24 protein-coding genes are annotated in these 26,378 nt (G+C 72.5%); 8 read left to right on the top strand and 16 right to left on the bottom strand.

The annotated features are described in order from the left end of the window. Positions 1-22: 22 nt before the first annotated feature. From AC5L35_RS09265 to AC5L35_RS09210, 12 genes are all read right to left on the bottom strand, one after another. Entirely contained in the window at positions 23-1,660 is a 1,638-nt protein-coding gene (locus tag AC5L35_RS09265; protein ID WP_495059269.1) for a monocarboxylic acid transporter, read from the bottom strand. 2 nt (positions 1,661-1,662) lie between these two features. Then, a complete protein-coding gene (locus AC5L35_RS09260; protein ID WP_495059132.1) occupies positions 1,663-1,995 on the bottom strand; it encodes a DUF485 domain-containing protein in 333 nt (110 codons plus the stop codon). A gap of 267 nt (positions 1,996-2,262) precedes the next feature. Continuing rightward, complete coding sequence (locus AC5L35_RS09255) at positions 2,263-3,981, bottom strand: sodium/solute symporter (protein ID WP_495059268.1); 1,719 nt, start codon at positions 3,979-3,981, stop codon at positions 2,263-2,265. Positions 3,982-4,144: 163 nt separating this feature from the next. Beyond that, positions 4,145-5,875, bottom strand: coding sequence for a sodium/solute symporter (locus AC5L35_RS09250; protein ID WP_495059131.1), 1,731 nt, complete (start codon positions 5,873-5,875; stop codon positions 4,145-4,147). Between the two features lie 9 nt (positions 5,876-5,884). Continuing rightward, on the bottom strand, positions 5,885-7,018 hold the full coding sequence (locus tag AC5L35_RS09245; RefSeq protein ID WP_495059130.1) for a hypothetical protein: 1,134 nt from the start codon (positions 7,016-7,018) through the stop codon (positions 5,885-5,887). Then, entirely contained in the window at positions 7,015-7,887 is an 873-nt protein-coding gene (locus AC5L35_RS09240) for a LytR/AlgR family response regulator transcription factor (RefSeq protein ID WP_495059129.1), read from the bottom strand. The genes AC5L35_RS09245 and AC5L35_RS09240 overlap by 4 nt, the downstream gene beginning before the upstream one ends. Positions 7,888-8,023: 136 nt before the next feature. Beyond that, on the bottom strand, positions 8,024-8,896 hold the full coding sequence (locus AC5L35_RS09235; RefSeq protein ID WP_495059267.1) for a S49 family peptidase: 873 nt from the start codon (positions 8,894-8,896) through the stop codon (positions 8,024-8,026). 81 nt (positions 8,897-8,977) lie between these two features. Beyond that, positions 8,978-10,183, bottom strand: a complete 1,206-nt coding sequence (locus AC5L35_RS09230) for a sensor histidine kinase (protein ID WP_312859429.1) — start codon at positions 10,181-10,183, stop codon at positions 8,978-8,980. Positions 10,184-10,197: 14 nt separating this feature from the next. Then, entirely contained in the window at positions 10,198-11,073 is an 876-nt protein-coding gene (locus AC5L35_RS09225; protein WP_495059128.1) for an Fpg/Nei family DNA glycosylase, read from the bottom strand. A gap of 9 nt (positions 11,074-11,082) precedes the next feature. After that, positions 11,083-11,523: a hypothetical protein gene (locus tag AC5L35_RS09220; protein WP_169399048.1), complete on the bottom strand. Its 441-nt coding sequence runs from the start codon at positions 11,521-11,523 to the stop codon at positions 11,083-11,085. Positions 11,524-11,595: 72 nt separating this feature from the next. Beyond that, on the bottom strand, positions 11,596-12,102 hold the full coding sequence (locus AC5L35_RS09215) for a cupin domain-containing protein (RefSeq protein ID WP_495059127.1): 507 nt from the start codon (positions 12,100-12,102) through the stop codon (positions 11,596-11,598). A gap of 55 nt (positions 12,103-12,157) precedes the next feature. Then, positions 12,158-13,384, bottom strand: coding sequence for a cytochrome P450 (locus AC5L35_RS09210; RefSeq protein ID WP_495059126.1), 1,227 nt, complete (start codon positions 13,382-13,384; stop codon positions 12,158-12,160). A 178-nt stretch (positions 13,385-13,562) separates the two neighbouring features. Here AC5L35_RS09210 and AC5L35_RS09205 point away from each other — a divergent pair, with 178 nt between their 5' ends. Genes AC5L35_RS09205 through AC5L35_RS09195 form a run of 3 tightly spaced genes read left to right on the top strand, consistent with a single transcriptional unit; the run spans position 13,563 to position 17,760 of the window. Beyond that, positions 13,563-14,024, top strand: coding sequence for a MarR family winged helix-turn-helix transcriptional regulator (locus AC5L35_RS09205; protein WP_495059125.1), 462 nt, complete (start codon positions 13,563-13,565; stop codon positions 14,022-14,024). Continuing rightward, positions 14,024-16,963 carry an MFS transporter gene (locus AC5L35_RS09200; protein WP_495059124.1) on the top strand — a complete coding sequence of 980 codons (2,940 nt, stop codon included), beginning with the start codon at positions 14,024-14,026 and terminating at the stop codon, positions 16,961-16,963. The genes AC5L35_RS09205 and AC5L35_RS09200 overlap by 1 nt, the downstream gene beginning before the upstream one ends. Next, the gene (locus AC5L35_RS09195; protein WP_495059123.1) at positions 16,960-17,760 is read left to right on the top strand and encodes a YceI family protein; all 801 of its coding nucleotides are present in this window, start codon (positions 16,960-16,962) and stop codon (positions 17,758-17,760) included. The genes AC5L35_RS09200 and AC5L35_RS09195 overlap by 4 nt, the downstream gene beginning before the upstream one ends. A 7-nt stretch (positions 17,761-17,767) precedes the next feature. On the opposite strand, the gene AC5L35_RS09190 is transcribed toward AC5L35_RS09195, so the two are convergent. The 4 genes from AC5L35_RS09190 to AC5L35_RS09175 form a co-directional block, all read right to left on the bottom strand. Then, positions 17,768-18,301 carry a methylated-DNA--[protein]-cysteine S-methyltransferase gene (locus AC5L35_RS09190; protein WP_495059122.1) on the bottom strand — a complete coding sequence of 178 codons (534 nt, stop codon included), beginning with the start codon at positions 18,299-18,301 and terminating at the stop codon, positions 17,768-17,770. 4 nt (positions 18,302-18,305) lie between these two features. Further along, complete coding sequence (locus tag AC5L35_RS09185; RefSeq protein ID WP_495059121.1) at positions 18,306-18,875, bottom strand: TetR/AcrR family transcriptional regulator; 570 nt, start codon at positions 18,873-18,875, stop codon at positions 18,306-18,308. A gap of 180 nt (positions 18,876-19,055) precedes the next feature. Further along, positions 19,056-20,843: a gamma-glutamyltransferase family protein gene (locus AC5L35_RS09180; protein WP_495059120.1), complete on the bottom strand. Its 1,788-nt coding sequence runs from the start codon at positions 20,841-20,843 to the stop codon at positions 19,056-19,058. A gap of 78 nt (positions 20,844-20,921) precedes the next feature. Beyond that, positions 20,922-22,634, bottom strand: a complete 1,713-nt coding sequence (locus tag AC5L35_RS09175) for a TM0106 family RecB-like putative nuclease (RefSeq protein WP_495059266.1) — start codon at positions 22,632-22,634, stop codon at positions 20,922-20,924. A gap of 213 nt (positions 22,635-22,847) precedes the next feature. Here AC5L35_RS09175 and AC5L35_RS09170 point away from each other — a divergent pair, with 213 nt between their 5' ends. The 5 genes from AC5L35_RS09170 (at position 22,848) to AC5L35_RS09150 (ending at position 26,378) form a co-directional block, all read left to right on the top strand. Beyond that, positions 22,848-23,414 (top strand): DUF6474 family protein, encoded by a 567-nt coding sequence (locus AC5L35_RS09170; RefSeq protein WP_495059119.1) that lies wholly within the window; start codon positions 22,848-22,850, stop codon positions 23,412-23,414. An 89-nt stretch (positions 23,415-23,503) separates the two neighbouring features. Continuing rightward, positions 23,504-24,040 carry a hypothetical protein gene (locus AC5L35_RS09165; RefSeq protein ID WP_495059118.1) on the top strand — a complete coding sequence of 179 codons (537 nt, stop codon included), beginning with the start codon at positions 23,504-23,506 and terminating at the stop codon, positions 24,038-24,040. A 36-nt stretch (positions 24,041-24,076) separates the two neighbouring features. Beyond that, positions 24,077-24,811, top strand: coding sequence for a YcnI family copper-binding membrane protein (locus AC5L35_RS09160; protein ID WP_495059117.1), 735 nt, complete (start codon positions 24,077-24,079; stop codon positions 24,809-24,811). After that, positions 24,808-25,386: a copper resistance CopC family protein gene (locus AC5L35_RS09155; RefSeq protein WP_495059116.1), complete on the top strand. Its 579-nt coding sequence runs from the start codon at positions 24,808-24,810 to the stop codon at positions 25,384-25,386. The genes AC5L35_RS09160 and AC5L35_RS09155 overlap by 4 nt, the downstream gene beginning before the upstream one ends. Further along, positions 25,383-26,378 (top strand): copper resistance D family protein, encoded by a 996-nt coding sequence (locus tag AC5L35_RS09150; RefSeq protein ID WP_495059115.1) that lies wholly within the window; start codon positions 25,383-25,385, stop codon positions 26,376-26,378. The genes AC5L35_RS09155 and AC5L35_RS09150 overlap by 4 nt, the downstream gene beginning before the upstream one ends.

Raw genomic sequence — 26,378 nt, 5'->3', positions numbered from 1 at the left:
GTCGGCTGTACTCGGTGCGCGACTAGTGCGCGATCGCCTTCTCGGAGCCGGCGCCGGTGAGCGACCGGACCTCCATCTCCGCGAACTTGCCCTCCTCGACGGGCCGCCTGCCACCGATGTAGGTGCCGATGATGCCCAGGAGGAACGACGCCGGGATCGAGACCAGGCCCGGGTTGTCGAGCGGGAACCAGTGGAAGTCCACACCCTGGAGCATCGACGCGCTCCGGCCGGTGGCCGCGTTGACCGGCTTGCCGGACACCGCCGGCGAGAAGACGATCAGGACGATGCAGATCGCCAGGCCGCCGTAGATGCTGAACAGCGCGCCGGTGGTGTTGAACTTCTTCCAGAACAGCGAGTAGAGGATCGTCGGCAGGTTGGCCGACGCCGCGACCGCGAAGGCCAGCGCCACCAGGAAGGCGATGTTCTGCCCGTTGGCGACGATGCCGCCGATGATGGCGACGACCCCGATCACCAGCGCGGTGATGCGGGCGACCCGGACCTCGGCGTCCGGCGAGGCCTGCCCGCGCTTGATCACGCTGGCGTAGACGTCGTGGGCGAACGAGGCCGACGCGGTGATCGTCAGGCCTGCCACCACGGCCAGGATCGTCGCGAACGCGACGGCCGAGATGATGCCGAGCAGGACCTCGCCGCCGAGCTGGTAGGCCAGCAGCGGCGCCGCGTTGTTCTGGGTGGCGCTGGTGATGGTGCCCGGCGGCAGGAGCGCCGCAGCGCCGTAGCCCAGCACCAGCGTGAACAGGTAGAAGAGCCCGATCAGCCAGATGGCCCACACCACCGAGCGGCGGGCTTCCTTCGACGAGGGCACCGTGTAGAAGCGCATCAGGATGTGCGGGAGGCCCGCGGTGCCGAGCACCAGCGCGAGTCCGAGCGACACTAGGTCGATCGGGTTGGTGTACTGCAGTCCCGGTGCGAGCAAGGCGTCGCCCTTCGGGCTGGCCGCGGCGGCGTCACCGAGCAGGGCCGAGAGGTTGAAGCCGGCGATGCCGAGCACCCAGACCGTCATGACAGCGGCCCCGATGATCAGCAGCACGGCCTTGATGATCTGGACGTACGTGGTGCCCTTCATGCCGCCGACGAGCACGTAGACGATCATCAGGATGCCGACGACGGCGATCACGGCGCCCTGGCCGACGCGGTTGCTGGTGGGGATCTGCAGCAGCAGGGCGATCAGGCCGCCCGCGCCCGCCATCTGCGCGAGCAGGTAGAAGAACGACACGACGAGCGTGGACGTGGCCGCCGCGGCACGCACGGGCCGCTGCCGCATGCGGAACGCGAGGACGTCGCCCATGGTGAACTTGCCGGTGTTGCGGAGCAGTTCGGCCACCAGCAGCAGCGCGACGAGCCACGCCACCAGGAAGCCGATCGAGTAGAGGAAGCCGTCGTAGCCGTTGAGCGCGATGGCTCCGGCGATGCCGAGGAAGGACGCCGCGGAGAGGTAGTCGCCCGCGATCGCCACCCCGTTCTGCGGTCCGGTGAAGGCACGGCCTGCCGCGTAGTAGTCGGACGCCGTCTTGTTGGTGCGGCTCGCCCGGTAGACGAACACCAGGGTGACGGCGACGAAGGCGAGGAAGATGCCGATGTTGAGGCCGACGTCGCCGACGGCGGTGGCGGCAGGCGGGGCAGGTGCCTGCGCGATGTCCATGTTCATTCTGCGCCCTCGATCTGCTGACGGATCTTCTCGGCGGCCGGGTCGAGGTGCTTATTGGCGTACCGCACGTAGATGGTGGTGATGGCGAAGGTGCTGACGAACTGCAGCAGGCCGATGATCAGGCCGATGTTGATGTTGCCGGCCACCTTGATCGCCATGAAGCCCGGCGCGTACGAGGCGAGCAGCACGTACGCCAAGTACCATGCCAGGAAGGCGACGCTCATGGGGAACACGAACCGCCGTAGCCTGCGGCGTAGGTCAGCGAACTCCGGACTTGCCTGCACCTGTTCATACACGGTGCCTGTAGATCGCTCGCCTGTCGTGCTCACGGCGTCCTCCCCGCTCGTATCCGGCTGCGCACCGCGTCCCGCCGCGCCATCCGGGGTATCACAACGAAGCGAACGATAGTTCAGTCACACTCGCTCGTCGGAATACTCCGGTGGGGTGAACGCGAGGGTCGTCGCAGTTGCGCGACAAGGGCCCGATCAGCGGTCGAATCACCAGGACGAGCGGTCAACGAGCGGTCGATGATGGACAGAGCGTCACAAATGTGACCGCGCAGTCACGCGACCGTTAGCGCTTTGGTATGTGTGGCGTCAACCACTTGCGCGTTTCACGCGCTCTTCGAGACGGTCCCTGGTCAATCCGAGGCGTTCCGGGGCGTGCAGCCGGAGCAGCACCTGGTCGACGTCGGCAGGCCGCTGCTTCGCCGTCAACCGGCTCACCACCACCATCGTGAGGAACGCGGCGGGCACGGTGGCCAGCGCAGGCCGGTAGAGCAGCACCCCGATCCAGCCCGTCCCGCCGAATCCCGACAGGCTCACCGCCACCGCTCCGGCCGAGGTCAGCCCGCCCACCAGCACCCCGGCGATCGAGCCGACGGCGGTCAGCCCCCGCCACCAGACGCCCAGCACGAGCAGCGGGCAGAACGTCGACGCGGCCACCGCGAACACCAGCGCGACGGCCTCGGAGAAGTCGAGGCGGGTGACCGCGAGCGAGAGCCCCAGCGGGATCGCGCCTGCCACGACAGCGGACATCCGGAAGTCCCGCACCCTGCTGCTGCCCAGGATGTCGGTGGAGAGCACCCCGGCGACGCTCACGACGAGGCCGGACGACGTGGACAGGAACGCGGCCCATGCACCCGCCGCCACCAGGCCGCCGAGCAATGCCCCCGCCCAGCCGCTGCCCAGCACGGCAGTGGGCAGGAGCAGCACGGCGGCGTCGGTGTCCCCGCTGACGAGGAGTTGCGGGGTGTAGAGCCGGGAGAGCGCACCGAGCAGCGTGACCACGCCGTAGAACCCGCCGAGCAGCGCCAGCACGACCACCGCGCTGCGCCGGGCCGCCCGGCCGTCGGGGTTGGTGTAGAAACGCACCAGCACGTGCGGCAGGCCCATCGTGCCCAGGAACAGCGCGATGATCAGCGAGTAGGTGGCCAGCAGGCTGTCGTTGCGATCGTCCGGGAACGGGGTCAGCCAACTCTCGTCCGAGGCGGGCGCGCCCGCCGTCGTCGGCACGGACGAACCGCCGGGGAACTCGAGCGTCGCCGGCGCGTCGACGGTGTGGGTGCCGACGTCCCAGCGGACGAGGCTGTCGACGCGCTGCACGCCGTCGACCTCGCCGGTGGCGGTGAAGCTGACCGGGTCCGCGACCTCCAGCACCACGTCCGTGCGGATGTCGACGGTGGTGTTCTCCTGGAACTGCGGCGGGGCCGGTCGGTCGAAGGTGCGCTGGTCGCTGAGGAAGAAGATCAGGGCGATGACCGCGGGCAGCGCCAGCGCGGTGAGCTTGAGCCAGTACTGGAACGCCTGCACGAACGTGATGGACCGCATGCCGCCCAGCACCACCGTGGCGACGACGACGACCGCGGCCGCGACGACGCCGATCCACGACGGCAGCCCGGTGACCGTGGCGACGGTGAGGCCGGCGCCCTGCAACTGGGGCAGCAGGTAGAGCCAGCCGATGATGACCACGAAGACCGTGCAGACCTTGCGCAGCACCGGCGACCGCAGCCGGGCCTCCGCGAAGTCGGGCACCGTGTACGCCCCCGACCGGCGCAGCGGGGCCGCCACGAACATCACGAGTGCCAGGTAGCCCGCCGTGAAGCCGACCGGGTACCAGAGCGCGTCCACCCCGTCACGCAGGATGAGCCCCGCGATCCCGAGGAACGACGCCGCCGACAGGTATTCACCCGAGATCGCACCCGCGTTCGCGGCCGGGCCCACGGTGCGGGACGCCACGAGGAAGTCCGAGGTGCTGCGGACGACCCGGACGCCCAGCGAACCGATCACGGCCGACGCCAGCGCCACGAGGCCCATGGCGAAGAGCGCGATCAGGCCGGTCGTCGTCACGCGCACCACTATGTCAACGCGGTCGTCGCTCTACCACATCGTCTTCGGCGCGCCGCTCACCGCATCCCTACGCGAGCCGGGCGGTTGATCCGCTCTGTCCGATAGGTCCAGGCCCATCCGCCCGGAACGGCTATGCCTCGCGGTCGAGCCGGTCGTGGGAGAGACCGAGCCGCTCCGGAGCGTGCAGGCGCAGCAAGGTGCTGTCGACGCCCGGTGGGATCTCGGCCCGCGTCATCATGCTCACCACGACCATCGTGAGGAACGCGGCAGGCACCGTGAGCGCGGCAGGCCGGTGCAGCAGCACTCCCACCCAGTCCGACGGCACCGTCGCGAACAGCGTGAGGCAGACCGCGACGCCGGACAGCGCCCCGCCCACCAGTACCCCGGCGAGGGCACCGCGCGCCGTGAGCCCGCGCCACCAGATCCCGAGCACGAGCAGCGGGCAGAACGTGGATGCGGCCACCGCGAACACCAGCGGCACCGTCAGGGCGAAGTCGAGCCGGGTGACCGACAGGGCCAGCGGCAGCGGCACGAGCGCCGCCACGAGCGCGGCCAACCGGAAGTCGCGCAGCCGTCCCCGGAGCAGATCGGTGAACAGCACCCCGGCCAGGCTCACCACGAGCCCCGACGAGGTGGCCAGGAACGCGGCCGCCGCACCGGCCGCCACCAGGCCACCCAGCAGCCAGCCTGCCCAGCCCTCGCCGAGCACCGCCGTCGGGACGAGCAGGACCGCCGCATCGGTCTGCCCGCTCACCAGCAGCTGCGGCGTGTACAGCCGGGAGAGCGCCCCCATGAAGGTCACCAGCATGTAGAAGGACCCGATCATCGCGAGCACGACGACCGTGGTGCGCCGGGCGGCCCGCCCGTCCGGGTTGGTGTAGAAGCGCACCAGCACGTGCGGCATCCCCATCGTGCCGAGGAAGCCGGCAACGAGGATGGAGTAGATCTCCAGCAGCTGGTGGGGGGCGCTGCCGGACATCGGCTCGAGCCACGCCCGGTCGGTGGCCGGGGCCCCGACCACGGTCGGCACCGCCGCACCGATGACGAAGCCCAGGCTGGTGTCCGCCGCCACCTCGTAGCGGCCGGGCTCCCACGTCACCCGGCCGTTCACCGGCCTGCGGTCCACCTCGCCGTCCACGTCGACGCGGACCCGCGCGGCCACCTCCAGCACGACGGGCGTGCGTACCTGCACGGTCGTGTCGGCCACGAAGTTCGGCGGGGCAGCCCGGTCGAAGGTGCGGGTGTCGGACAGGAAGAACCCCAGCACGATGACGGCGGGCACGGCCAGCGCGCTGAACTTGAGCCAGTACTGGAAGGCCTGCACGAACGTGACGGAGCGCATGCCGCCCCCGATCACCGTCAGCACGACGATCACTCCGGCCGCCGCGACACCGCTCCAGGCCGGGAGCGGGGTGAGCGTGGTGAGCGCGAGGCCCGCTCCCTGCAGCTGCGGCAACAGGTACAGCCAGCCGATCACCAGCACGCACGCGGTGCACACCCGGTGCAGCGCAGGCGAGGACAGGCGGGCCTCGGCGAAGTCCGGCACGGTGTACGCGCCCGACCGGCGCAGAGGCGCCGCCACGAACAGCACCAGCGCCAGGTAGCCGGCGGAGAACGCGATCGGGTACCAGAGCGCGTCGGCTCCCTCGCGGAGGATCAGGCCCGCGATGCCGAGAAAGGACGCGGCGGACAGGTACTCGCCCGAGATCGCGCCCGCGTTGGCCACCGAGCCGACGGTGCGCGACGCCACCAGGAAGTCCGACGTGCTCCGCGCGACCCGGACCCCGACCGAACCGATCACGGCGGACGCGATGCCGACGAGCGCGATCGAGACCAGCGCGACCAGCGCGGGCGTGCTCAAGATCGGAGCTCAGTCCTGCACGTGGTCGGCGAAGTTCTGTTCCACCCGCTCAGCCGTACGCGTGTGCCAGAGGCCCAGCCCGAACAGGAACGGGTAGACGAGCACGCCCAGCAGCAGCCACGGCACGCGCAGCCCGAGCACCTCCATCCGGCCGATCTCGGGGAAGATGTAGAACAGGACCGGGAGCACCCCCAGGGTGAGCCCGGCGACCACGGCGAACCGCAGCGCGACGGCCAGCTGCGAACCGATTAGGTTGCTGCGCAGCAGCTCGCCGACGCCCGTACCCTCCTGGATGTCGACCACGGTGCGGACCGGCCGGGCCACTCCCTTGCGCTCGGCGAGCACCACCCGCACGCGCCTGCTCTCGACGTCGTCCGGGCTGCCGGAGCCGGGCCCCTCGTCGGTGCCGTCCTGTTCCGACGGTGGGGCGGACGGTCCGCGGGTGCGGGAGCCGGGGGCCGGGGTGCGCGCGGTGAACAGCGGGTCACCCGACAGGTCCGTGACGGCGGCCTGCTCGTCGGGTTCGCCCGTGCCGGGCTCGGCCTCCTCGGGCGGGTCGGTGGCCTGCTCGACGGGCGCAGGCGGCGCGGGGGCGACGGCGATCAGGTCCACCGTGGCCGGGAGCACGGGCAGGCCGGGACGGGTGGCGTCCACGTCCGTCTCGGGACCGGGGTCGGGGTCGTCCGGCTGCTGCGGGCGCGACCACGCGGCCGGGGCCAGCGGCGGGAAGACCTGGTCGTCACCGGTGCGCTCCCGGCGGAGCAGTCCGCTCGGCCGGGACGCGACCGGGCTGCCGACCGGCTCGGGGCGCGGTGCACCGGGTCCGGGGGTGGCCACGGAGTGGCGCGGCACGTACCCGAACGAGCCGGTGGAGTCGACGCTCTCCCGGCGGGCATGCCGCCCGCCGGTGGCCGAGTGGCCCGAGGCGATACGGCGCTGGATCTCGTCGCGCAGCCACCCGGCTCCGCTGTCGGTCTCGTCGTCGGCGTCCGCGTCGTCGTTCTCGCGGTCCTCCGCGGACTCCTGTTCGCGGTCGTCGGGCGGGTTCTCCTCGCGACGCGCCGCCCCGGGCCCGGGGGGACCTGGATCGTCCCCGGGCTCGGGTGTCACCGACGGCGGGACGCCGTCGGTGAACGTGGTCACCGCTGGCTCCACGCCTGTTTCGTCGCGCGGACGAGCCGGTCCTTCAGCTCACGGGTGTGGCGCCGGCTCACCGGCAGCTCCGCGCAGTCGGGGCCGTTGCCGACCCGGACGACGTAGCCCGATCCCGACAACCGCAGCTCGGTGACCAGCGGGAGCGACACCAGGAACGAGCGGTGGATGCGCACGAAGCCGGCGTCGCGCCAGCGGTCCTCGAGCACCGACAGCGGGATGCGGACCAGGTGGCTGCCCTCGTGGGTGTGCAGCCGCGCGTAGTCACCCTGCGCCTCGACGTACCGCACGGCGGAGCGCGGCACGAGCTTGGTGGTGCCTGCGAGCTCGACCGGGATGACCTCGTCCTCGCCGCCCTCCTCGCGCACCGGCTCCGCCACCCCGGTGGTCCGGTTGGCGAGGATGCGGTCGATCGAGGCGGCGAGCCGCTCGGCACGCAGCGGCTTGAGCAGGTAGTCCACCGCGCCCACCTCGTAGGCGTCGACGGCACGGTCGTCGTGGGCGGTGACGAACACGACCGAGGGCGGAACGGCCATCGACGAGAACACGCGCGCCAGTTCGAGTCCGTCGAGGCCGGGCATCCGGATGTCGAGGAAGACGACCTCGACGTCGGTGCGCTCCGCCACGCGGGTGCCCGTCATCGGGTTGGCGAGCCCCCGGCTCACCTGGCCTGCCGTGGCTGCCTCACGCACGCCCTGGCGGCTGTTGAGGATGCGCAGGGCGTCCGTTGCGTCGGAGGCCTTGAGCACGATCCCGACACGGGAGTCCTCGCTCAGGAGGTAGGCCAGTTCTTCGAGAGCCGGTTCCTCGTCATCCACCGCGAGGACGACCAGGCCGCCGGAGCTGTCGTTGCTGTCCACGATCTCCTCATCCTGCGTGTCCGGGACTCGCGCCAGGGCCGGGACGACCACGCCCCGGCCCCGCCGACCATGGTGACGGCGAATCCGTGTGAGTGCCAGGGGCCAGCACCAATCGGGATCGACCGGTCACACCGCGCTACAGACCGTACCGTGCCCATGTGGCTCTTATCTCGGCCGCCTGTGTGATACCCAGCAGTTGATCGGCACCGAGCGTCCACGCCGCGGCCGGGGCGGCGCCCAGGCCCAGCCGGGCAAGCAGTGGCCTGCGTCCCTCCACCGGCACCAGCTCGGCGTCGGGGAAGCGTCCGCTCAGCACGCCACGAGCCGTGCCCAGGCCGTCGACCAGCCCGATCTCGACGGCGCGCGCGCCCGTCCACACCTCGCCGGTGAAGATGTCGGCCCCGGTCTTCAGGCGGTCGCCGCGCCGTGTGGTGACCCACTGCTTGAAGATCTCGTGCAGCTCGTCCTGCAGGTCACGCAGCCAGTCGACGTCCTCCTGCTTCTCCGGGAGGAACGGATCGAGCCGGGCCTTCGAGGTGCCCGCGGTGTAGAGCCTGCGCTGCACGCCCCACCGCTCGATCAGGTTGTGCAGCCCGAACCCCTGGCTGATGACCCCGATCGACCCGACGATCGACGTGGAGTGGGCGTAGATCTCGTCGGCGGCGCAGGCCAGCCAGTAGCCGCCGGACGCCGCCACGTCCTCGCAGAACGCGAGGACCGGCACGCCCTTCTCCTCGGCGAGACCGCGGATCCGGTCGGCCACGAGCGCGGACTGCGTCGGCGAGCCGCCCGGCGAGTTGACCAGCAGCGCGACGGCGGCGAGCCGGTCCGGCGCGAACGCGCGCTCGAGCATCTTCTCGACCGCGTTGGCGTTGATCACCGAGCGCGGCACCGGGCCCGTCGTCGCCGTGATCACACCGTGCAGCCGGACCATCGACACCACGGGCCGGTCCGCGCGGTCACCGAGCCGTCCCGGGAGGCGGGCGGCAAGTCGATCGGGGAGGCGCAACGCGTCCATACCGTCACGTTACGCGGTAGCGTCAACCGGCGCCTGACAAGATCGAGATCCGCCGGTACTGCGGTAACGCGGTCAGACCCGGATACCCGCGCGGAACTTCGGGACCCTGAGAGTGATCTTCATGCCGGCACCGGGCGCGGTGTCCACCACGAGCCCGAAGTCATCGCCGAACGTGGAGCGCATCCGGTCGTCGACGTTGCCGAGACCGACGTGCGCGCCGGACTGGTGGGCGTCGTCGAGATCGTCGGTGAGCCGCGCCGGATCCATCCCGATGCCGTCGTCCTCGACGATGATCACGCACTCGGCTCCGGCGTTCTCCGCCGTGATCGTGATGGTGCCGCCGTTGGGCTTGCTCGCCAGCCCGTGCCGCACGGCGTTCTCCACCAGCGGCTGGAGGGCGAGGAACGGCAGCACCACGGAGAGCACCTCGGGGGCGATCTGCAGCTTGATGTTGAGCCGGTTGCCGAAGCGGGCCTTCTCCAACCGGATGTAGCGCTCGATGTTGGTGAGCTCGTCCGACAGCGTCGTGTACTCCCCGGCGGTGCGGAACGAGTACCGGGTGAAGTCGGCGAACTCGATCAGCAGCTCCCGGGCACGCACCGGGTCGGTGCGGATGAACGACGCGATCGTGGTGAGCGCGTTGTAGACGAAGTGCGGCGAGATCTGCGCCCGCAGCGCCCTGACCTCGGCCCGGTTGAGCCGGGCTCGCGACTCGTCGAGCTCGGCGAGCTCGAGCTGGCTCGACACGTACCGCGCGACCTCGGCGGTGGCCCGCAGCAGCACCGGGCCCGCGGTGGACGTGGTGAGCGCGGCCAGCGTGCCGACGATCGCGCCGTCGGTCTCCAGCGGCACCACGACGATGCCGCGCACCACGCAGTCGGGGTGGTCGCAGATGATCGCCGTGTGGGACAGCACCTGCTGGCGGCCGGTGGAGATCACCTGGTCGGCGAGGGCCCGCACGTCGGGCTCGTGCTGGTCGGCGTCGCCGTCCCAGGCGAGCGTCTGGCCGCGGTTGTCGGTCATCGTCAGCGCGCAGGTGTCGAGCAGCTGACGCAGGTAGGGCAGGGCGAACGCCGCCGAGTTGTGGGACAGGCCCTCACGGAGGGCGGGGGCGGCGAGTGCGACGGTGTGCAGGGTGGCGAAGGTGGCCCGTTCGAGCGGTGTGGCGAAGGTGTTGCGCCGGTTGCGCAGGATCAGCACCACGACCAGCACGATCATGATCACGATGACGCCGCCGGCGATGAGCAGCGCCGTGGAGCTGCCGAGCAGCTCGGTCACGTTCACCTTCCTACCTACCTCACCAGCCGCGACAGCCGGCGGTCGGCGAGGGGTTTGCCACCGGTCTGGCAGCCGGGACAGTACTGGAAGGACTTGTTGGCAAAAGAGACTTCCCGCACCGTCTCCCCGCACACCGGACACGGCATCCCGGTGCGGGCGTGCACCCGCAGCCCCGAGCGCTTCTCCCCCTTGAGCTGTGCCGCCCCCTGGCCGACGGAACGCTCGACGGCGTCGGTCAGCACGGAGCGCATCGCCGCGTACAGCTCGTCGATCTGCTCGGGCCTCAGCCGGCCGGAGGCCGCGTAGGGCGAGAGCTTCGCGGTGTGCAGGATCTCGTCGCTGTAGGCGTTGCCGACGCCGGCGATCGCCTGCTGCTCCACGAGCAGCGTCTTGAGCCGCTCACTGCGCCCGGTGAGCACCGCGGCGAACTCGTCGCGGGTGAGCGCGAGTGCGTCAGGGCCGAGCCGCGCGATGCCGGGCACCTCCTGCGGGTCGTGCACCAGGTACACCGACAGCCGCTTCTGCGTGCCCGCCTCGGTGAGGTCGAACCCGGGGCCGCCGACGTGGTCGAGGTGCACACGCAGCTCCAGCGGCCCCCTGCCCGGCTTCGGCGGGGTGGCCGACGCCGAGTCGTGCCAGCGCAGCCACCCGGCCCGGGACAGGTGCGTGATCAGGTGCAGCGGGTCGTCCGGCCGGTCCAGGAACTCGACGGCGAGGAACTTCCCGTAGCGCGAGGCGCCGGTGACGACCCGGCCGACCACCGCCGACACCGGCGGGTCGAACGTCTTGACGGCGCTCATGCTCGCCACGTCCACACGCGCCACCGGCCGGTAGAGCGCGTGCTCCCGCAGGTGGTGGGCCAGCGCCTCGATCTCGGGCAGCTCGGGCATGGGTGCCTACTAGTTCACCGGCTGGAGGGGGCTGTCGGCGTGGCCCGGCGTGCCCTGGGTGCGCAGCCTGCGCACCACGATGCGCAGCTCCTCCTTGGACTTCGACCCGCCCCGGACGAGCCCGGTCCACCGTTCGGCGGGGAGGTCGTAGCTGCCCGCCGTCTCGGCCACGACGGTCCACGGCCTGCGCAGGTACCAGCGCACCGGGAAGAACAGCACCGCGGCGACGAAGACCAGCCAGAGGAACCAGGGTATGTGCACCTGCGCCGGTGCCCACACGATGACCACCAGCCAGAAGAAGAACAACGCCGACAGGATGAGCACCGCCGCCCCGCGGCCGCCGTCGACGTCGTGTTCGAAGTCGTCCCCCGTGGCCGGGAGCGACCACTCGATGTTGCGGCGGACCAACCACATCCGCCCGTCGACACCAGCCACCGTCTTACTACCCATGATCCCCGCCGTCGTGAGTCGGGCCCGTGCAACCTCCACTTTCCCACAACTTCGGGCCCCGATGGGTGGACGTCAGCAGGCCGGGGGGACGGTGCTCCGGTCCGGCACTCCGGGGTCGAGAAGGTGGGTGACCACCATCTCGGCGGGCACCGCGCCCTCGTTGCTCGCGCGGTGCGGGGAACCGTCGTCGACGAACACGGCCTCGCCCGCCGTGTAGCGGGTGGGCCGGCAGGCGTCCTCCCGCCGGACCGTGACCTCACCGGAGCGCACGATCGCCAGCTCCGTGCCGGGATGCCGGTGCCACCCGGTGCTCTCGCCGGGGCCCAGTACGACGGTCTCGACCGAGTACACGGCCGGACCGGTGGTCCGCATCGACACCCGCTCCTCGACACGGCCGCTGCCGATCAGGGCGGGCCCGGTCGGACCCGGTGGGGGCGGGGGCGGCGCCACCGGTGGCGCTGCCGGCGCAGGTTCGGGCACGGGGTGGCCCAGCTGGCCCGGTTGTGCGCATCCGGTCAGCACGAGCACGAGGGCGGCCAGCCCCACCGCGACGACGAGACGGGGCCCAGTTCTGCTCACGGCGCGGAGGGTAGCGGCCGGGAACACGGGCGCCCTCACCCCTTCGGGCGGCCGGCTACCAGCGCAGCGGCAGGCTCGTCAGGCCGTTGATGAAGTTCGACACGAGCCGTCGGGGCTCGCCGTCGAGCTCGACGGGCGGCAGCCGCAGGAACTCCCCGAAGAACTCGCGCATCTGCAGCCTGGCGAAGGCCGCGCCGAGGCACAGGTGTGGGCCCTGGCCGAACGCGATGTGGTCGTTCGGGTCGCGCGCGATGTCGAATCGGAACGGGTCGGGGAAGCGGCGCTCGTCGTGGTTGGCCGAGACGTGGTAGACGACCACCTTGTCCCCGGCGGCGATCTGCCGTCCCTGCAGCTCGACATCGCGGGTGGCGGTGCGCCGGAACGTCAGCACCGGCGGGTGCACCCGCAGCATCTCCTCGATCGCCGACGGCAGCAACGCGGGATCGGCGCGTAGCCGCCGGTAGGCATCCGGGTTCGCGACGAGCGCGAGCACCCCGCCGGGAAGAGCGCTGCGCACGGTGTCGTTCCCGGCGACGACCAGCAGGAAGAAGAACATCTTGAGCTCGGCGTCGGTGAGCCGCTCGCCGTCGACCTCGGCCTCGACGAGCGCCGTCATCACGTCGTCGGCCGGTTCGCGGCGCTTGCGCTCGGCGAGGCCCTCCGCATACCCGAACATGTCGGCGAGCATCGCGGGCGAGCGCGGGTTGACCGGCCGTCCCTCTGCGTCCGTGACGACGTGGCCGTGCTCGGGGTCCTGGTAGCCGATCACCCGGTTGGTCCACTCCAAGAGCAGGGCGCGGTCGCCGACGGGCACGCCGAGCAGGTCGGCGAGGTTCTGCAGCGGGAGGTCGTCGGTGACGTCGCGGGGCAGGTCGCAGTGGCGGTCCCCGGCCACCGCGGCCAGCAGGGCGGCGGCGCGCTCCCGGATCACCTCGGTGAACTGCTCGAGCCTGCGGCGGGTGAACGCGCCGGTGACGAGCCTGCGCAGGCGGACCTGCTCCGGCGGGTCCATGTTCAGGATCATCCGGCGGATGAACGGCAGGTCGCCCGGGTCCGGGTCGCGGATCTGGGTGGCGCCGAGCGACGAGGAGAAGTCCGACGGCGAGCGCAGGACGTGGCGGACGTCGGCGTAGCGGGTGATGGCCCAGAACCCCGGGCCGGCGGGCCAGATGCCGACCTCGGGCTCGTCCTGCCAGCTCACCGGGTCGGTGTCCCGCAGGAGCCGGAGATCGTCGTGCGGTACGCCTCGCGCGAAAGTCCGGGGGTCGAACACATCGAGCATGCCCCTTGGATACGCCACGTGAGGCGGCCCCGGAACCGTGGTGGTCGGAATCACGGCGCGAAGGCCCCAAACAAGTTGCCGATCGGACTTCGCCCGAGCATGCTTGGCCCAAGCAAGTTGTTGCTTGCTACAAACAACGCTAGTAAAGCGCAGGCAAACGGCTGGTGAAGGAGGCGTGATGGACGAGAGTGATCTCCTGATCGCCGACCGCATCGCCCAAGAGGTCAGCCGGCTCGGCCGGATGGTCACCGCGCTGCGGCGCCACCGCGGCGACATGGCAGTGGCCCACGTACTGGTCCAGCTCATCGACGAGGGGCCACAGCGCGTCAGCGCCATCGCCGACGCCGTGGGCACCGACGCCTCCACGGTGAGCCGGAAGGCCGCAGAGCTCGTGGCCGCCGGCCTCGTCGAGCGCCGCGCCGATCCCGACGACGGCAGGGCCCACCTGCTTGCCGTCACCCCCGCGGGAAGCCGGATCTGCGAGGACGGCCGGCGCAAGCGCGTCGAGCTCGTCGCCTCGGTGCTGTCCGGCTGGCCCGAAGAGTCCCGCCGACGCCTTGCCGAACTGCTCGGCCGCTTCGCCGACGATGTACAGGATGCGGGCCGGCGGGTCAGCCGCCGGCCAGGAGGAGAGAACTGATGTCCACCCAAGTTGCCGCGGAGCCCGCCACCAGGGCAGCACCGGCACCGTCGGGCGAGCTGAGCCACCGCCAGGTGCTGACGATCCTGGTGGGCCTCGCCCTCGGGATGTTCCTGGCCGCCCTTGACCAGACGGTCGTCTCGACCGCGATCCGCACCATCGCCGACGACCTCGGCGGGCTGAGCCTCCAGGCCTGGGCCACCACCGCGTTCCTCATCACCGGGACGATCACCACCCCGCTGTACGGCAAGCTGTCGGACATCTACGGCCGCAAGCCGTTGTTCCTGACCGCCATCACGATCTTCATCGCGGGCTCGGTGCTGTGCACCTTCTCGCAGTCGATGTACGAGCTCGCCGCGTTCCGCGCGGTGCAGGGGCTCGGCGCAGGCGGTCTGTTCTCACTGGCACTGACGATCCTGGGCGACATCGTGCCGCCCCGGGAGCGCGCGCGGTACCAGGGCTACATCCTCGCGGTGTTCGGCACGTCCAGCGTGCTCGGGCCGGTGATCGGTGGGGTCCTGTCGGGCCAGACCACCATCCTGGGCATCGACGGATGGCGCTGGATCTTCCTGGTGAACGTGCCGATCGGCGCCATCGCGCTGATCGTCGTCGCGCGGGTGCTCACCATGCCGCACATCCCGCGGCCGCACCGGATCGACTGGCCCGGTGGCCTCATGCTCGCGGTTTTCCTCGTGCCGCTGCTCATCGTGGCGGAGCAGGGCCGGGAGTGGGGCTGGGGCTCCACCAGCTCGCTCGTCTGCTACGCGATCGGCCTCGTCGGTCTCGCCCTGTTCCTGGTGGCCGAGCGGCACTACGGCGACGACGCACTGATCCCGCTGCGGCTGTTCCGCAACAGCGTCTTCGCGCTGTCGGCGGCTGCCGGCATCGTGATCGGTGCCGGCATGTTCGGTGGCATCTCGCTGCTGCCCCAGTTCCTGCAGATCGTGCACGGCGCCAGCCCGACGGAAGCCGGCTTCCTCACGCTCCCGCTCGTTGCCGGGATCATGATCTCGTCGATCGTCTCCGGACAGATCACCTCACGCACCGGCCGCTACAAGATCTTCCCGATCATCGGCGTCGCTCTGATGGCCGGCGCCATGCTGCTCATGCACTTCCGCGTCAACGTCGACATCCCGCTGTGGGAGCTCGACCTCTACATGCTGATGTTCGGCCTCGGGCTGGGTCTTTCCATGCAGACCCTCGTGCTGGCCGTGCAGAACGCGGTGCCGGCGCGGGACATGGGTGTGGCCACGGCGTCCACCACCTTCTTCCGGCAGCTGGGCGGCACGATCGGCGTCGCGATCTTCCTGTCGATCGTGTTCAGCACGGTCACCGGCAACATCTCCGACGAGTTCCGCAAGGCCTCCACGACCCCGCAGTTCCAGGCCGCGCTCGCCGACCCGGCCGTGCGCGACAACCCGGTCAACCAGCCCGTGATCGCCGCCCTGTCCGGCGGTGGTGACGGAGGCGCGTCCAGCGTCCTGAACGACTCCTCGTTCCTGCAGCAGATCGACGCGCGTCTGGCCCGGCCGTTCCTCGTGGGCTTCTCCGACTCCATGACCGCGACCTTCCTGATCGTCGCGTTCGTGCTGATGGTGGCGTTCGTGCTCGTGCTGTTCATCAAGGAGCTCCCGTTGCGGACGATGTCGGGTTCGCAGGCACGGGCGATGGAGGACGCCGGACTGGCCGAGGCCGGACCGTCCGGATCGCCGATGTCCGCCGAGGGGGCGGCCGCCCAGGTCACGAGCTCCGACGCCGCCCACACCCCCGCACTCCCTCCCGCTGCGCCATCCGACACGGCGAGCCGCGCGGCGGCGTACAACGCGGCGGCAACCCACAACGGGACGGGCGGGCGACACGCACTGATGAGCCAGGACACCACTCCGCTCACGGCCACGGTCAACGGCAACGGCAACGGCAACGGGCACGCACCGGCCAACGGACACCACGTGCCCGACGCCGCTCCGGCGCCGGTCTACGAGCAGACGCAGGCCACCCAGGTGCCCGCCTACCCGGCCGCGACCGGGATGCCGGAGCAGCCGGTCAACGACAACGGGCCCGCCGTGTACGGCACGGTCTCGCGCAGCGACGGGCTCGGGCTGCCGCAGGTCGTCGTCACCGTCGCCGACCCGGCAGGCCGCCAGGAGGCCCGCACCACCACCGGCCACGACGGGTACTACCGCGTGGACCTGCGCACCGGCGGCACGTACCTCGTGGTGGCCGCGGCCGGCACCTACCAGCCGCACGCCGCCATGGTCGCCGTCGGCGGCACCCCGGCCCGCCACGACGTCGCGCTCAGCGGTTCGAGCGGCGTGGTCGGCACGGTGCGCACCCCGGACCTGATCTCGGGCACCCGGGCGGTGGCCGCAGCCGCGGTCACCCTGATCGACGCGCGTGGCGACGTCGCCGCGGCGCGGGTCACCGACGCCGACGGTCGCTTCCAGCTCGTCGGGGTGCCCGACGGCAGCTACACGCTGACCGCCGCGAGCCCCGGCCACCAGCCGGTCGCCGTGAGCGTACGACTCGCCGTCGGCGCGACGATCGAGTGCGACCTCGAGCTACCGCGGCGCTCGCGCCTGCTCGGCACGGTCACCGCGGCGAGCAACGGTCGCGGAGTGGCCGAGGCGATGGCCACCCTCGTGGACTCCACCGGGACGGTCGTCGGATCCGCGGTCACCGAACCGGACGGTTCGTTCACGTTCGAGGACCTCGCCGAAGGCACCTACACGCTCACCGCCAGCGGGTACGCGCCCGTGGCACAGGTGGTGCACATCTCGGCGGGGGCACAGGCCTCCACCGTGGTGCAGCTGGGCACGCCGAACCCGGCCGCGCAGAACCCGGCCGCGCAGAACCCGGCCGCACAGACCCCGGCAGGCCCGAACGGGACGCCCCCCGCGGAGCACCTGTTCGAGCCGTTCGACGCCGGCGGTGTCCGGTGAGCGCCCTGACCGGCCAGCTGACCACGCTCGACGGCTGGCCGGTGCCGGGTGGCACCCTCACGGCCGTCGACGCTAGCGGCGTGCAGCGGGCCCGTGGCTCCAGCGGACCCGACGGCCGGGTCGTCATCGAGGGGCTGCCGGCCGGCCCGTACACCGTGATCGTCGCGGCGCCGGGCCACGACCCGCTGGCCCGCACCGTGTCCGTCGGGACCGGTCCGGTCACCGCGCTCGGGGAGCTCCAGCTGCCCAGGGCGGGCGGCGCGGTACTCCCCGCCCCGGGCACCTGGACGATCGACCCGGTGCACTCGAGCATCCAGGCCACCGCGCTGCACATCGGGCTGGGCCGCATCCACGGGCGGCTGCGCCGCTTCAGCGGCCACGTCCAGGTGGCCGACCCGCTGGAGAACAGCTCGGTCGAGGTGCTCATCGACCCCACGGGCGTGGACACCGCCGAGGAGATGCGGGACGAGCACCTGCGCAGCCCGGACTTCCTCGACGTGCTGCGGTACCCGGAGATCCGCTACAAGAGCGACGGCCTGCGTCGGCTCGACGCCACCCACTGGGTGGTGGAGGGCGTGCTCACGCTCAAGGACGTGAGTGCACCGGTGCCGCTGCGGGTGGAGTACCACGGCACCGGTCCCGGCCTCACCGGAGAGGTACGCGCCGCGTTCTCGGCGACCACCGAGGTGTCGCGTGACGACTTCGCCATCGACTGGAACCAGTCGGTGCTCGCCGGTCTGCTCACCGTGGGCCGCACGCTGCGGCTCGACATCGACATCCAGGCCGTCCGTACCTGAGCGGGGCTCACTCCGGCCCGAAGTCCAGGGCCGGGGTGAGCACCCCCTCCAGGGCGAGCAGCCACTCCTTGGTGGCGCGGCCCCCGCCGAACCCACCCAGCGAGTCGGCTCCCAGCACCCGGTGACAGGGCACCACCACCGGCAGCGGGTTCGACCCCATGATCGCACCGACACCCCTCGCAGCCGTGTGGCCGCGGGGGGTGTCGGTGCTTCTGGCGGCCAGTTCCCCGTAGGTCACCGTGCTCCCGAAGGGCACGGTGTCGTACAACGCCTGCAGGACCGTCCGCTGCCAGCCGTGGGTGAGTCTCCAGTCGAGGGGCACGTCGAACGCCCGCCGGCCGCCTGCGAGGTACTCCGCGATCTGCGCGGCCGCCGTTCCCCCGTCACCGTCGACGACGGGCTCCCCGAGCCGCGCCGCCATCCGGTCGACCGTCTCGGGACGGTCGCCGAACGCCACGAGAGCGAGACCGGCGTCGGAGACACCGAGTGTGAGGGCGCGGATCGGGCCGGGGGCGGGAACGACGGTGCGGACGATGGCCACGTCCTCAGTGTGGCACCGGCTCCGTACGGTCCCCCGGGAAGAGATCGGCGGCCAGGTGCCGGCACACCCACTCCGCCCAGTCCGGCGGCGTCCACCCCTGGCCCACGACGAGCAGGCCGTACGTCTCCGGCGCCAGCAGGGCGGCGACGACGTCCGTGGCTCGCTGCAGGGAGATCCGATCGGTGAAGCCGGGCTTCTCGGCCAGCTCATCGACGGCCTGGCTGTGCCGCGCGAGCACGGCACGCCTGGTCCGGTCCAGCAGCTCGGCGAGCTCGGGGTCGGCCGCCGCGGCACGCAGCACGGTGTCCAGGGGGTGGGTCCGCTCGATGGCCGACACGCTGGCGGCCACGTGGTGGCCCAGCGCTCGGCGCCCGTCCGGCTCCACGCTGAGCTCCGCGACCTCGTCAGCGGGCTGGTCCTCCGGGTCGAGGCCGAGCGCGGCCTCCAGAACGGCCACCTTGCTCCCGAAGGACAGGTACAGCGTCTGCACCGCGACGCCGGCCTCCCGGGCGATCCCGGCCATCGTGGTCTCGAGGTAGCCGTCGCGGACGAACAGCGCTTCGGCTGTCTCCACGATGCGGGCACGGGTGGCCCGAGCCCGCTCGCTACGGACGGTATTGCGTCGGCGCGTATTGATGGAACCCTCCACTGGAACGTCGTTCCAGCATGACGTTACAACATCAAGTTCAACGCTACGAGCCGACGAGGTCGACGGCGCACCCGTACCGGGCCCCGGTACGGGTGCGCAGCCTGGTCAGAACGCCGACGCAGCACCCACGCCGCTCCGGGTGTCCGCCGCCGCACGCAGCAGCGGGCCGTCCCCGCGGCCCACAGCGCACATCCGTCCCAGCGCCCATTCGCCCTGGTCGGTGACCACGTGACCGCGGCGGCTCAGCTCGGCCAGGGTGGCTGCGCCGAGCCGGGACTCGACCACGAGCCCGCCGGGCTCCCACCCGCGCGGCGCGAACGACGACGGGAACGCCGTGCTGTGCCAGGCCGGCGAGTCGATCGCCGCCTGCAGGTCCAGACCGCCCACGGTGTGGGCGAGCCAGAAACACAGCTGCCACTGGTCCTGCTGGTCGCCGCCGGGGGTGCCGAACGCGAGCCGCGGCTCGCCGTCACGCAGACCGAGAGAGGGGCTCAGCGTGGTGCGCGGCCGCCTGCCCGGCACGAGCGAGGACGGCAGGCCGTCCTCCAGCCAGAACATCTGGGCCCGCGTGCCGAGGCAGAACCCGAGCGCGGGGATGGTGGGTGAGGACTGCAACCAGCCACCCGACGGTGTCGCCGAGACCATGTTGCCTGCGGCGTCCACGACGTCGACGTGCACCGTGTCGCCGCGCATCACACCCGAGCGGCTGACGGTCGGCTCGCCAAGACCCGGCCCGCTCACCCCGTCGCCCGGCTTGCGCCCCGGCTTCGCCGCGTACTCCGCGAGGCGCGGCTCGCGCCCGTCCGGGGAACCGGGACGCAGCTCCAGCGAGGCCTTCTCGCCGATCAGCGCTCGGCGTGCGGCCGCGTACTCCGGGGACACCAGCGTCTCCAGCGGCACCGGCGCGCTGTCTCCGTACCAGGCCTCACGGTCGGCGAGGGCGAGCTTCATCGCCTCCACCGCCCGGTGCACCGTCTCGACCGAGGCGACACCGTCGTCGTAGCGCAGTTCGGTGTCCCTGAGCAGCTGCAGCGTCTGCGGCAGCACGGGTCCCTGCGACCACGGGCCCGGCTTCGCCACCGTCCAGCCGTCCCCGACGTCCACGGTGAGGGCGTCCTCGTAGGTGGCCTCCCAGCCCGCGAGGTCGTCGGCGGTGAGCAGGCCCGCGTGGTCCCGGCCGGACTCGTCGCGCACCGGGGTGCGGACGAACGCGTCGATCTCCTCGGCGACGAACCCGCGGTACCAGGCGTCGCGGGCGGCGTCGATCTGCCGCTCGCGGTCGCCACCCGCCGCAGCGGCGGCGTCGAGCAGCCGCTGCCAGGTGGCGGCCAGCACCGGCAGCCTGTGGACGGACGTCGGCACGGTGCCGTCGGGCATCCAGGTGGCGGCCGAGGTCGGCCAGAACTCCCGGAAGTGGTCGGCGACCGTCGCGATCGTGGTCGGGACCCGCGGCACCAGCGGGAACCCCGACGCCGCGTAGCGCAGGGCCGGGCCGAGCACCTCGGCCAGCGACATCGTGCCGTGGTCTCGCAACAGGATCAGCCAGCCGTCCCAGGCGCCGGGCACCGTGGGTGCAAGCAGCCCCGTGCCGGGCACGATCGTCAGGCCCAGCTCGTCGCGCAGCAGGCTGACGGTGGCCCGAGCGGGCGCGACACCCTGCGCGCACAGCACCCGCGGGGTGGTGTCGCCCGCGGTGACGAACACCGCGGGCAGGTCGCCACCCGGGCCGCACAGGTGCGGTTCGACGACCTGCAGCACGAACCCCGCCGCGACCGCGGCGTCGAACGCGTTGCCACCACGGGCGAGGACCGCCATGGCCGTGGCCGTGCCGAGATAATGGGTGCTGGAGGCGGCGCCGTTGGCGCCCCGCTGCTCGTGCTTGATCGGCGACATGACCGAATCATTGCCCGTGGAACACCCCGGCGTGGGTCAGGAGCGGCACGGATCACGCCGCCGCGACCTCGTGGCTGATCAGAGATCTGCCGCGAGCGGTACCTCGGTGATGGCGGCCGAGGTCATCCACTGCCGCAACGCGCGGGTGGCGGCCACGTCGTCGGCGTTGTACTCGAGCAGGCGCCTGCGCTGCGCCTCGTCGGGGGGTGCGCCGTCCATGCCGACCGCGTCGCGGTACCACCGCATCGAGTTCTCGCCGCCCGCCTCGGGATCGTGCCAGGAGAAGCCCGCCGCCGGGGCGATGCGCTTGAGGCCCTTCCCGTGTGCGCACAGGAACCACTCGCTGACCACGGCGAAGAGGTCGACCCAGCACGAGTCGGTGATGAACGCCTCGATCTCGGCCACCGGAGGGATCCCGGGCAGCCCGGCGAACCGGCGGGCGGACGCCAGCAACCAGCGGTTCTCGGCCTGCTCGTTGTAGCAGTAGGCGGCGAAGGTGCGCCCGGTGGCGCGGGCAGCCTCCCGGACAGCCGTGAGCCACGCCCAGAACTCGGCGAAGGAGCGGGCCTCGTCGACGGTGGGAACCGGCTCCCAGGTGGCGAAGGCGCGGTAGCCGGCGGGCTCGTCGCCCGGCCGCGCACCGCCGGGGTGGTGCAACAGCACACCCCACAGGTAGGCACCGGCCTCGCCGAAGCTCTCCATGTCGACGTCGACCTCGACGTCGGCGCGCAGCACCGGCGTGTGTGGCACGCGCCGCACCACCGACAGCCCCCGCTGCCGGGCCCGCGCGAGGGCGATCATGTCGGCGAACGGCACTCCGGCAGGCGGGATCGGCGGTTCGAGCGCGGGATCGAGGGCGGCGAGCTGGCCGACGGTGCGCACCCCGAGGTCTCGCAGCACGGCGGCGGGCTCACCGCGCACGACGAGGCTGACGTCCTCGACGCGTTCGAGGTCGGCCTCGCAGGTGGGCCACCAGGGACAGTGGCGGCACTCCGTGATGCGCGACGGTGTGGCCAGCGCGGGTGCTCCGGTGGCTGCGGCCGCGGCGACGGCGGTGCGGTCGGCGAAGCGGGTGTCGTACTCCGCGAGCGTGGACCGGGCTCCTGGCCAGTGGCCGGCACGCAGGTCGTGCCAGACGACGACGTCGGCGTCCATGCCGATGACGCCGCCGTGGTCGCCGTGCACGAGTTCGGCCACGGGCGCCCAGCCCGCGGCGTGCAGCATGCGGTTGAGGTGGGCGAGGCGCAGCAGATCGCGCGGCTGGGACCGCACCTTCCGCGCCGGATCCGGCAGGGCGCGCCGCGGTGACGGCTCGACGAGCGGGGAGGTGAGCGCGCCGTTGCCCGGATCGGTGATGCGGTGGCGCACGACGATGACGGGCAGGTACCCCCCGCCGGCGACCCTGACCAGCAGCTCGGCCCCACCACGACGCCCGGCGGCACCGACGTCGGGCAGCACCGCGCCCCAGATCAGCGGCGCGTCGGCGTGGACGGCCGCGGCGGTGGCGGCGATCCGCTCGCGGGTGGACCCCGCTGCGGGCACCACGTGCCAGCCCGGGCCCGCGGCCGCCGCGAGCCGCTCGCCGATGCTGGCCCGGTGGGCAGCGGCGTCGGCCCGGCGCTGTTCGAGCGACGGATCGGGCAGGGCACGCGGAAGGCCTGCCGCCTCCGGATCGTGGTCGAGGTGGACCCGCCGCCGGCAACGCGTGGTGACGGCGGCGTCGAGGGACACCACGGCCGCTCCGGTGGGAGCGTCACCGGTGGGCCGCACCGGACAGGTCCGGTTCTCGATTGCCGTCACAGGGACGAGGGTAATGACCGCCACCGACAGCCGGCGTTCGCGCCGTGACCACCCGAACCGGTGATCCGCGCCGCGGACGCGCCGGGGTGGACGGCGCAGCGGGCACCGGCCCGGAGCCCTAAGCTGCTGACCACCCCGTTCTGATCATCGGGCGGGCGCGAGAAGGGTGAGCGGATGGGGCTCCGGCGACGGTCCGGTGATGACGTGCGCTCCGCCGACTCCACGGCAGCGCCGCTCCCGGACGAGAAGAAGCAGACGACGAAGAAGGCCGGGCGAGCCGCCCGGCGGAAGGCGGAGACAGCCATCGACAGCGCGGGGGCCGACCAGGGACGCGGCCGCCAGCCCTTCACCGCGGCCAGGGCGAGGCGACTCATCGGCGTCAGCAAGGCTGTCGCCCCGCTGCTGGCGCCCTACGCCCTCGCGGCCGCCGGAGTGGCCAGGGCCCGCTGGGACGCCTACCGGGCCGCGCGCCTGGGGGTGGACCCCACGCAGCTGTCCGCCTACGCCGGCCCGGGCGGTGCACTGCACGCCCGGCTCTCCCGGGTGGCCGAGGCGCTGGGTGAGCTGGAGTCGGGGGTGCATGCGCACCCCACGGAGGCGGCACGCAGGTTCGTCGCCGACACGCGGCCGCGACTGGTCGACCTGTCGGTCGCCGTGCGGGCCGCCGAGCAGATGCCCACCGCCCGCCGGCGCACCGCGTACCGGGCGATCGGGGGCGAGCTCGACCGGATCGAGATCGACCTCCTCACCCACCTGGGCATCATCACCTGACCTCGAAACGAGGTCGTCCTGCCCGGATCCGGCACGCAGGACGACCTCGTTTCCGCGGCGCCGGCGCAGCCGGACTACCGTCCGTCCCCATGAGCGGCGGTTCTGCGGGCGGCCTCCGCCCGCTACGCGGCGCGGCGCTGGCCGTGCTGAGCACGCTGCTCACCGCCGTCGGGCACATGGCGGGTGGCGGCACCGTGCCGGAGCTGTCCCTGCTCGTTGTGCTGTTTCCGCTGCTCGCGGCAGCGTTCGTCACGGTGGCGGAGCGCGCCCGTAGCGCCGTGGCCGTGATCGCGGCCCTCGGCGCCGGTCAGCTGGTCATGCACCTGCTGATGGTGCTGCTGCATCCGATGGACCACGTCGCGGCGCCGGTGGTGTCGTCGGGGGCCGGGATGCTGGGTCTGCACGCGGCCGTCACGCTGTGCATCGCAGGCGTCCTGCGGCACGCCGACGCAGCCGGGGCGGGGCTCGTCGCCGCGCTGCGGCGGGTGGTGCCGCGGCGCCTGAGCCCGCTTCCGGCCGACCGGCCACTGCCCATCCGCCCGGTGCCCGGCCCTGCCGTGCCCGCGCGGCTCGCGCGCGCTCTCGCTGTCGCCCATGTCAGGCGTGGCCCTCCGGTGGGGTGCTGACCAGCCCCTTTCACCGACCCACACCGGGAGACACCCATGTCCTCGTCCACCCGCCGGAACGCCTTGCGTGCCGGCACCGTCGCCGCGCTGGCCGTGACGGTCGCCGTCATCGGCGCCGCTCCGGCACTCGCACACGTCACCGCCCAGCCCGGCACCGCCCAGCAGGGCGGCTACTCCGTGGTCGCCCTGCGCGTGCCCACCGAGTCCGACACGGCAGGCACCGTCAAGCTGCAGGTGACCCTGCCGCTGGACCACCCGATCACCTCCGTCCGCACCACGCCACGCCCCGGCTGGACCGCGACGATGACCAAGGCGCCGCTCAACCCGCCCATCCAGCGCAGCGGGCGCACGATCACCGAGGCCGTCAGCACGGTCACCTGGACCGCCGACCCCGGCACCCGGATAGCCCCCGGCGAGTTCGTCGACTTCCCGCTGTCGCTCGGCCCGCTGCCCACCGACACCGACCGGCTCGTGCTCCCGGCCGTGCAGACCTACGACAACGGCGAGGTCGTGGCGTGGGACCAGCCGCCCGCTGCTGACGGTTCCGAACCGGAACGGCCCGCCCCCGGCGTCACCCTGACCCCGGCGGACGACGAGGCGGCCACCGCGCCGGTCACCGGCACATCCGCCGCCGGCCCCACCGCAGCGGGAGGCACCGACGACACGGCCCGCTGGCTCGGTGGCGCGGGGCTGCTCGTCGGGGCGCTCGGCCTCGGAGTCGGTGCGGGTGCGGTACTGCGCACCCGCCGCACGGCAGGAGCAGGCAAGTGACCGCCGGTGTCCTGCGGGGCGTCGCCGTCACGGTGCTGTGCGGTCTTGCGCTGCTGTTCGGCGCCGGGCAGGCGCTCGCCCACACCCGGCTGGAGAGCAGCGACCCTGCCGACGGAGCGAGTCTCGCCACCGCACCCCAACGCGTGTCACTCACATTCAACGAGTCGATGCAGCCCGGCTTCACCACGCTCACCGTCGTCGGGCCCGACCAGGCGCGCTACGAGACCGGTGACGTCACCGCGAACGGCGAGACGGTGAGCATCGCCGTTCGCCCGCTCGGGCCCGCAGGCAACTATCAGATCGGCTACCGGGTGGTGTCGGAGGACGGGCACCCCGTCAGCGGCAGCGTCGGGTTCACCCTCACCACCGCAGGCCCCGGGAACGCGGCCGCCGCGAGCCCGGCCGCCGCCCCCGCCGCTTCAGCGGCACCCACCTCGCCCGCACCCGTCGCGGCCGAGGGCGCCCCGGCGCAGCCCGCCGGTGACGGCGGCGCGCCCGTCTGGCCGTGGATCGTGGGCGCCGTGGTGCTCGTCGGTGGCGGCGTGTTCGCCGCGCTGCGGATGGCCAGGGGATGACGCCCCCGACCGCGGGTCCGCGTCCGGCTGACCGGTACCTGCTGCCGCTCAGCTGGGCCGGGCTCGCGGTCGGAGCCGCCATCCTGGCCAGCATCCTGTCCGGCGCGCTGGTGGGCGCGACCCTGCCGGTGGTGATCGGCACGTCCGTCACCCGTACCGGCATGGACGTCGCCGGTGTCGCGTGCGTCGGGCTGACCCTCCTCTGCACGCTCCTCCCTCAGGTCCGTGACCTGCCGGGGGGAGCGGTGCGGGACCTGACCCGGGTACAGGCCACGGCCGACCGGTGGCTCGTGCTGCTGGCAGGCGGCTGGCTGGTGCTCGTCATCGTCGGCGTGATGTTCCGGGTCGCGTCGGCGTTCGCCCGTCCGGTGTCGGAACTGAACGGCACCGAGGTCGTGGAGTGGGCGACCCAGCTCGCCGCGGGTCGCGGCATGGTGCTGACCGCGGGCTGTGCCGCCGTCGTCCTCGGGTGCGGCGTCGTCCGGCTGTACGACCGCGACCGGCTCGAGGCGCGCGTCCCCATGGTCGCCGCGCTGCTCGGTCTGATCACCCCCGCCGTGACCGGGCACGCCGGCGCCGCACCCGACCACCAGCTCGCGATCATCACCGTGGGAGCGCATGTCGGCGCGGCCGGCCTGTGGGTCGGCGGCCTCGGGGCGATGCTGGTGCTGATCGCGCGACACCGCCCGGTGCTCGACGCGGTGCTGCCTCGTTTCTCGCGGCTGGCAGGCGGCTGCCTGCTCGTGATCGCGCTGACCGGCGTCGTGACGGCCCAGCTCCGGCTGCAGAGCTGGGCAGCGCTGTTCACCACCGGCTACGGCTGGCTCGTCATCGCCAAGACGGGCTGCCTCGTGCTGCTCGCGTGCCTCGGCGGCCTCGCCCGGCGCCGGCTCGCCACCGGGCGCACCCCGGTGCTGCGCTGGGCCGCACTGGAGACCGCGCTGATGGCGGCGACCCTCGGACTCGCCGCGGCACTCTCCCAGGCCGGCTGA

This window comes from Pseudonocardia sp. OZ21 (assembly GCF_059359135.1).
The sequence above is the reverse complement of the archived record's forward strand: the minus strand, read 5'-3'. Positions and strand labels throughout refer to the sequence as shown.

Bases quoted from the DNA above. Each gene is read 5' to 3' on its own strand.
- AC5L35_RS09150 (WP_495059115.1), top strand. From the start codon at position 25,383: ATGACGCCCCCGACCGCGGGTCCGCGTCCGGCTGACCGGTACCTGCTG.
- AC5L35_RS09200 (WP_495059124.1), top strand. From the start codon at position 14,024: ATGTCCACCCAAGTTGCCGCGGAGCCCGCCACCAGGGCAGCACCGGCA.
- AC5L35_RS09205 (WP_495059125.1), top strand. From the start codon at position 13,563: ATGGACGAGAGTGATCTCCTGATCGCCGACCGCATCGCCCAAGAGGTC.
- AC5L35_RS09165 (WP_495059118.1), top strand. From the start codon at position 23,504: ATGAGCGGCGGTTCTGCGGGCGGCCTCCGCCCGCTACGCGGCGCGGCG.
- AC5L35_RS09225 (WP_495059128.1), bottom strand. From the start codon at position 11,073: ATGCCCGAGCTGCCCGAGATCGAGGCGCTGGCCCACCACCTGCGGGAG.
- AC5L35_RS09265 (WP_495059269.1), bottom strand. From the start codon at position 1,660: ATGGACATCGCGCAGGCACCTGCCCCGCCTGCCGCCACCGCCGTCGGC.
- AC5L35_RS09180 (WP_495059120.1), bottom strand. From the start codon at position 20,843: ATGTCGCCGATCAAGCACGAGCAGCGGGGCGCCAACGGCGCCGCCTCC.
- AC5L35_RS09160 (WP_495059117.1), top strand. From the start codon at position 24,077: ATGTCCTCGTCCACCCGCCGGAACGCCTTGCGTGCCGGCACCGTCGCC.
- AC5L35_RS09255 (WP_495059268.1), bottom strand. From the start codon at position 3,981: ATGGGCCTCGTGGCGCTGGCGTCGGCCGTGATCGGTTCGCTGGGCGTC.
- AC5L35_RS09210 (WP_495059126.1), bottom strand. From the start codon at position 13,384: ATGCTCGATGTGTTCGACCCCCGGACTTTCGCGCGAGGCGTACCGCAC.
- AC5L35_RS09220 (WP_169399048.1), bottom strand. From the start codon at position 11,523: ATGGGTAGTAAGACGGTGGCTGGTGTCGACGGGCGGATGTGGTTGGTC.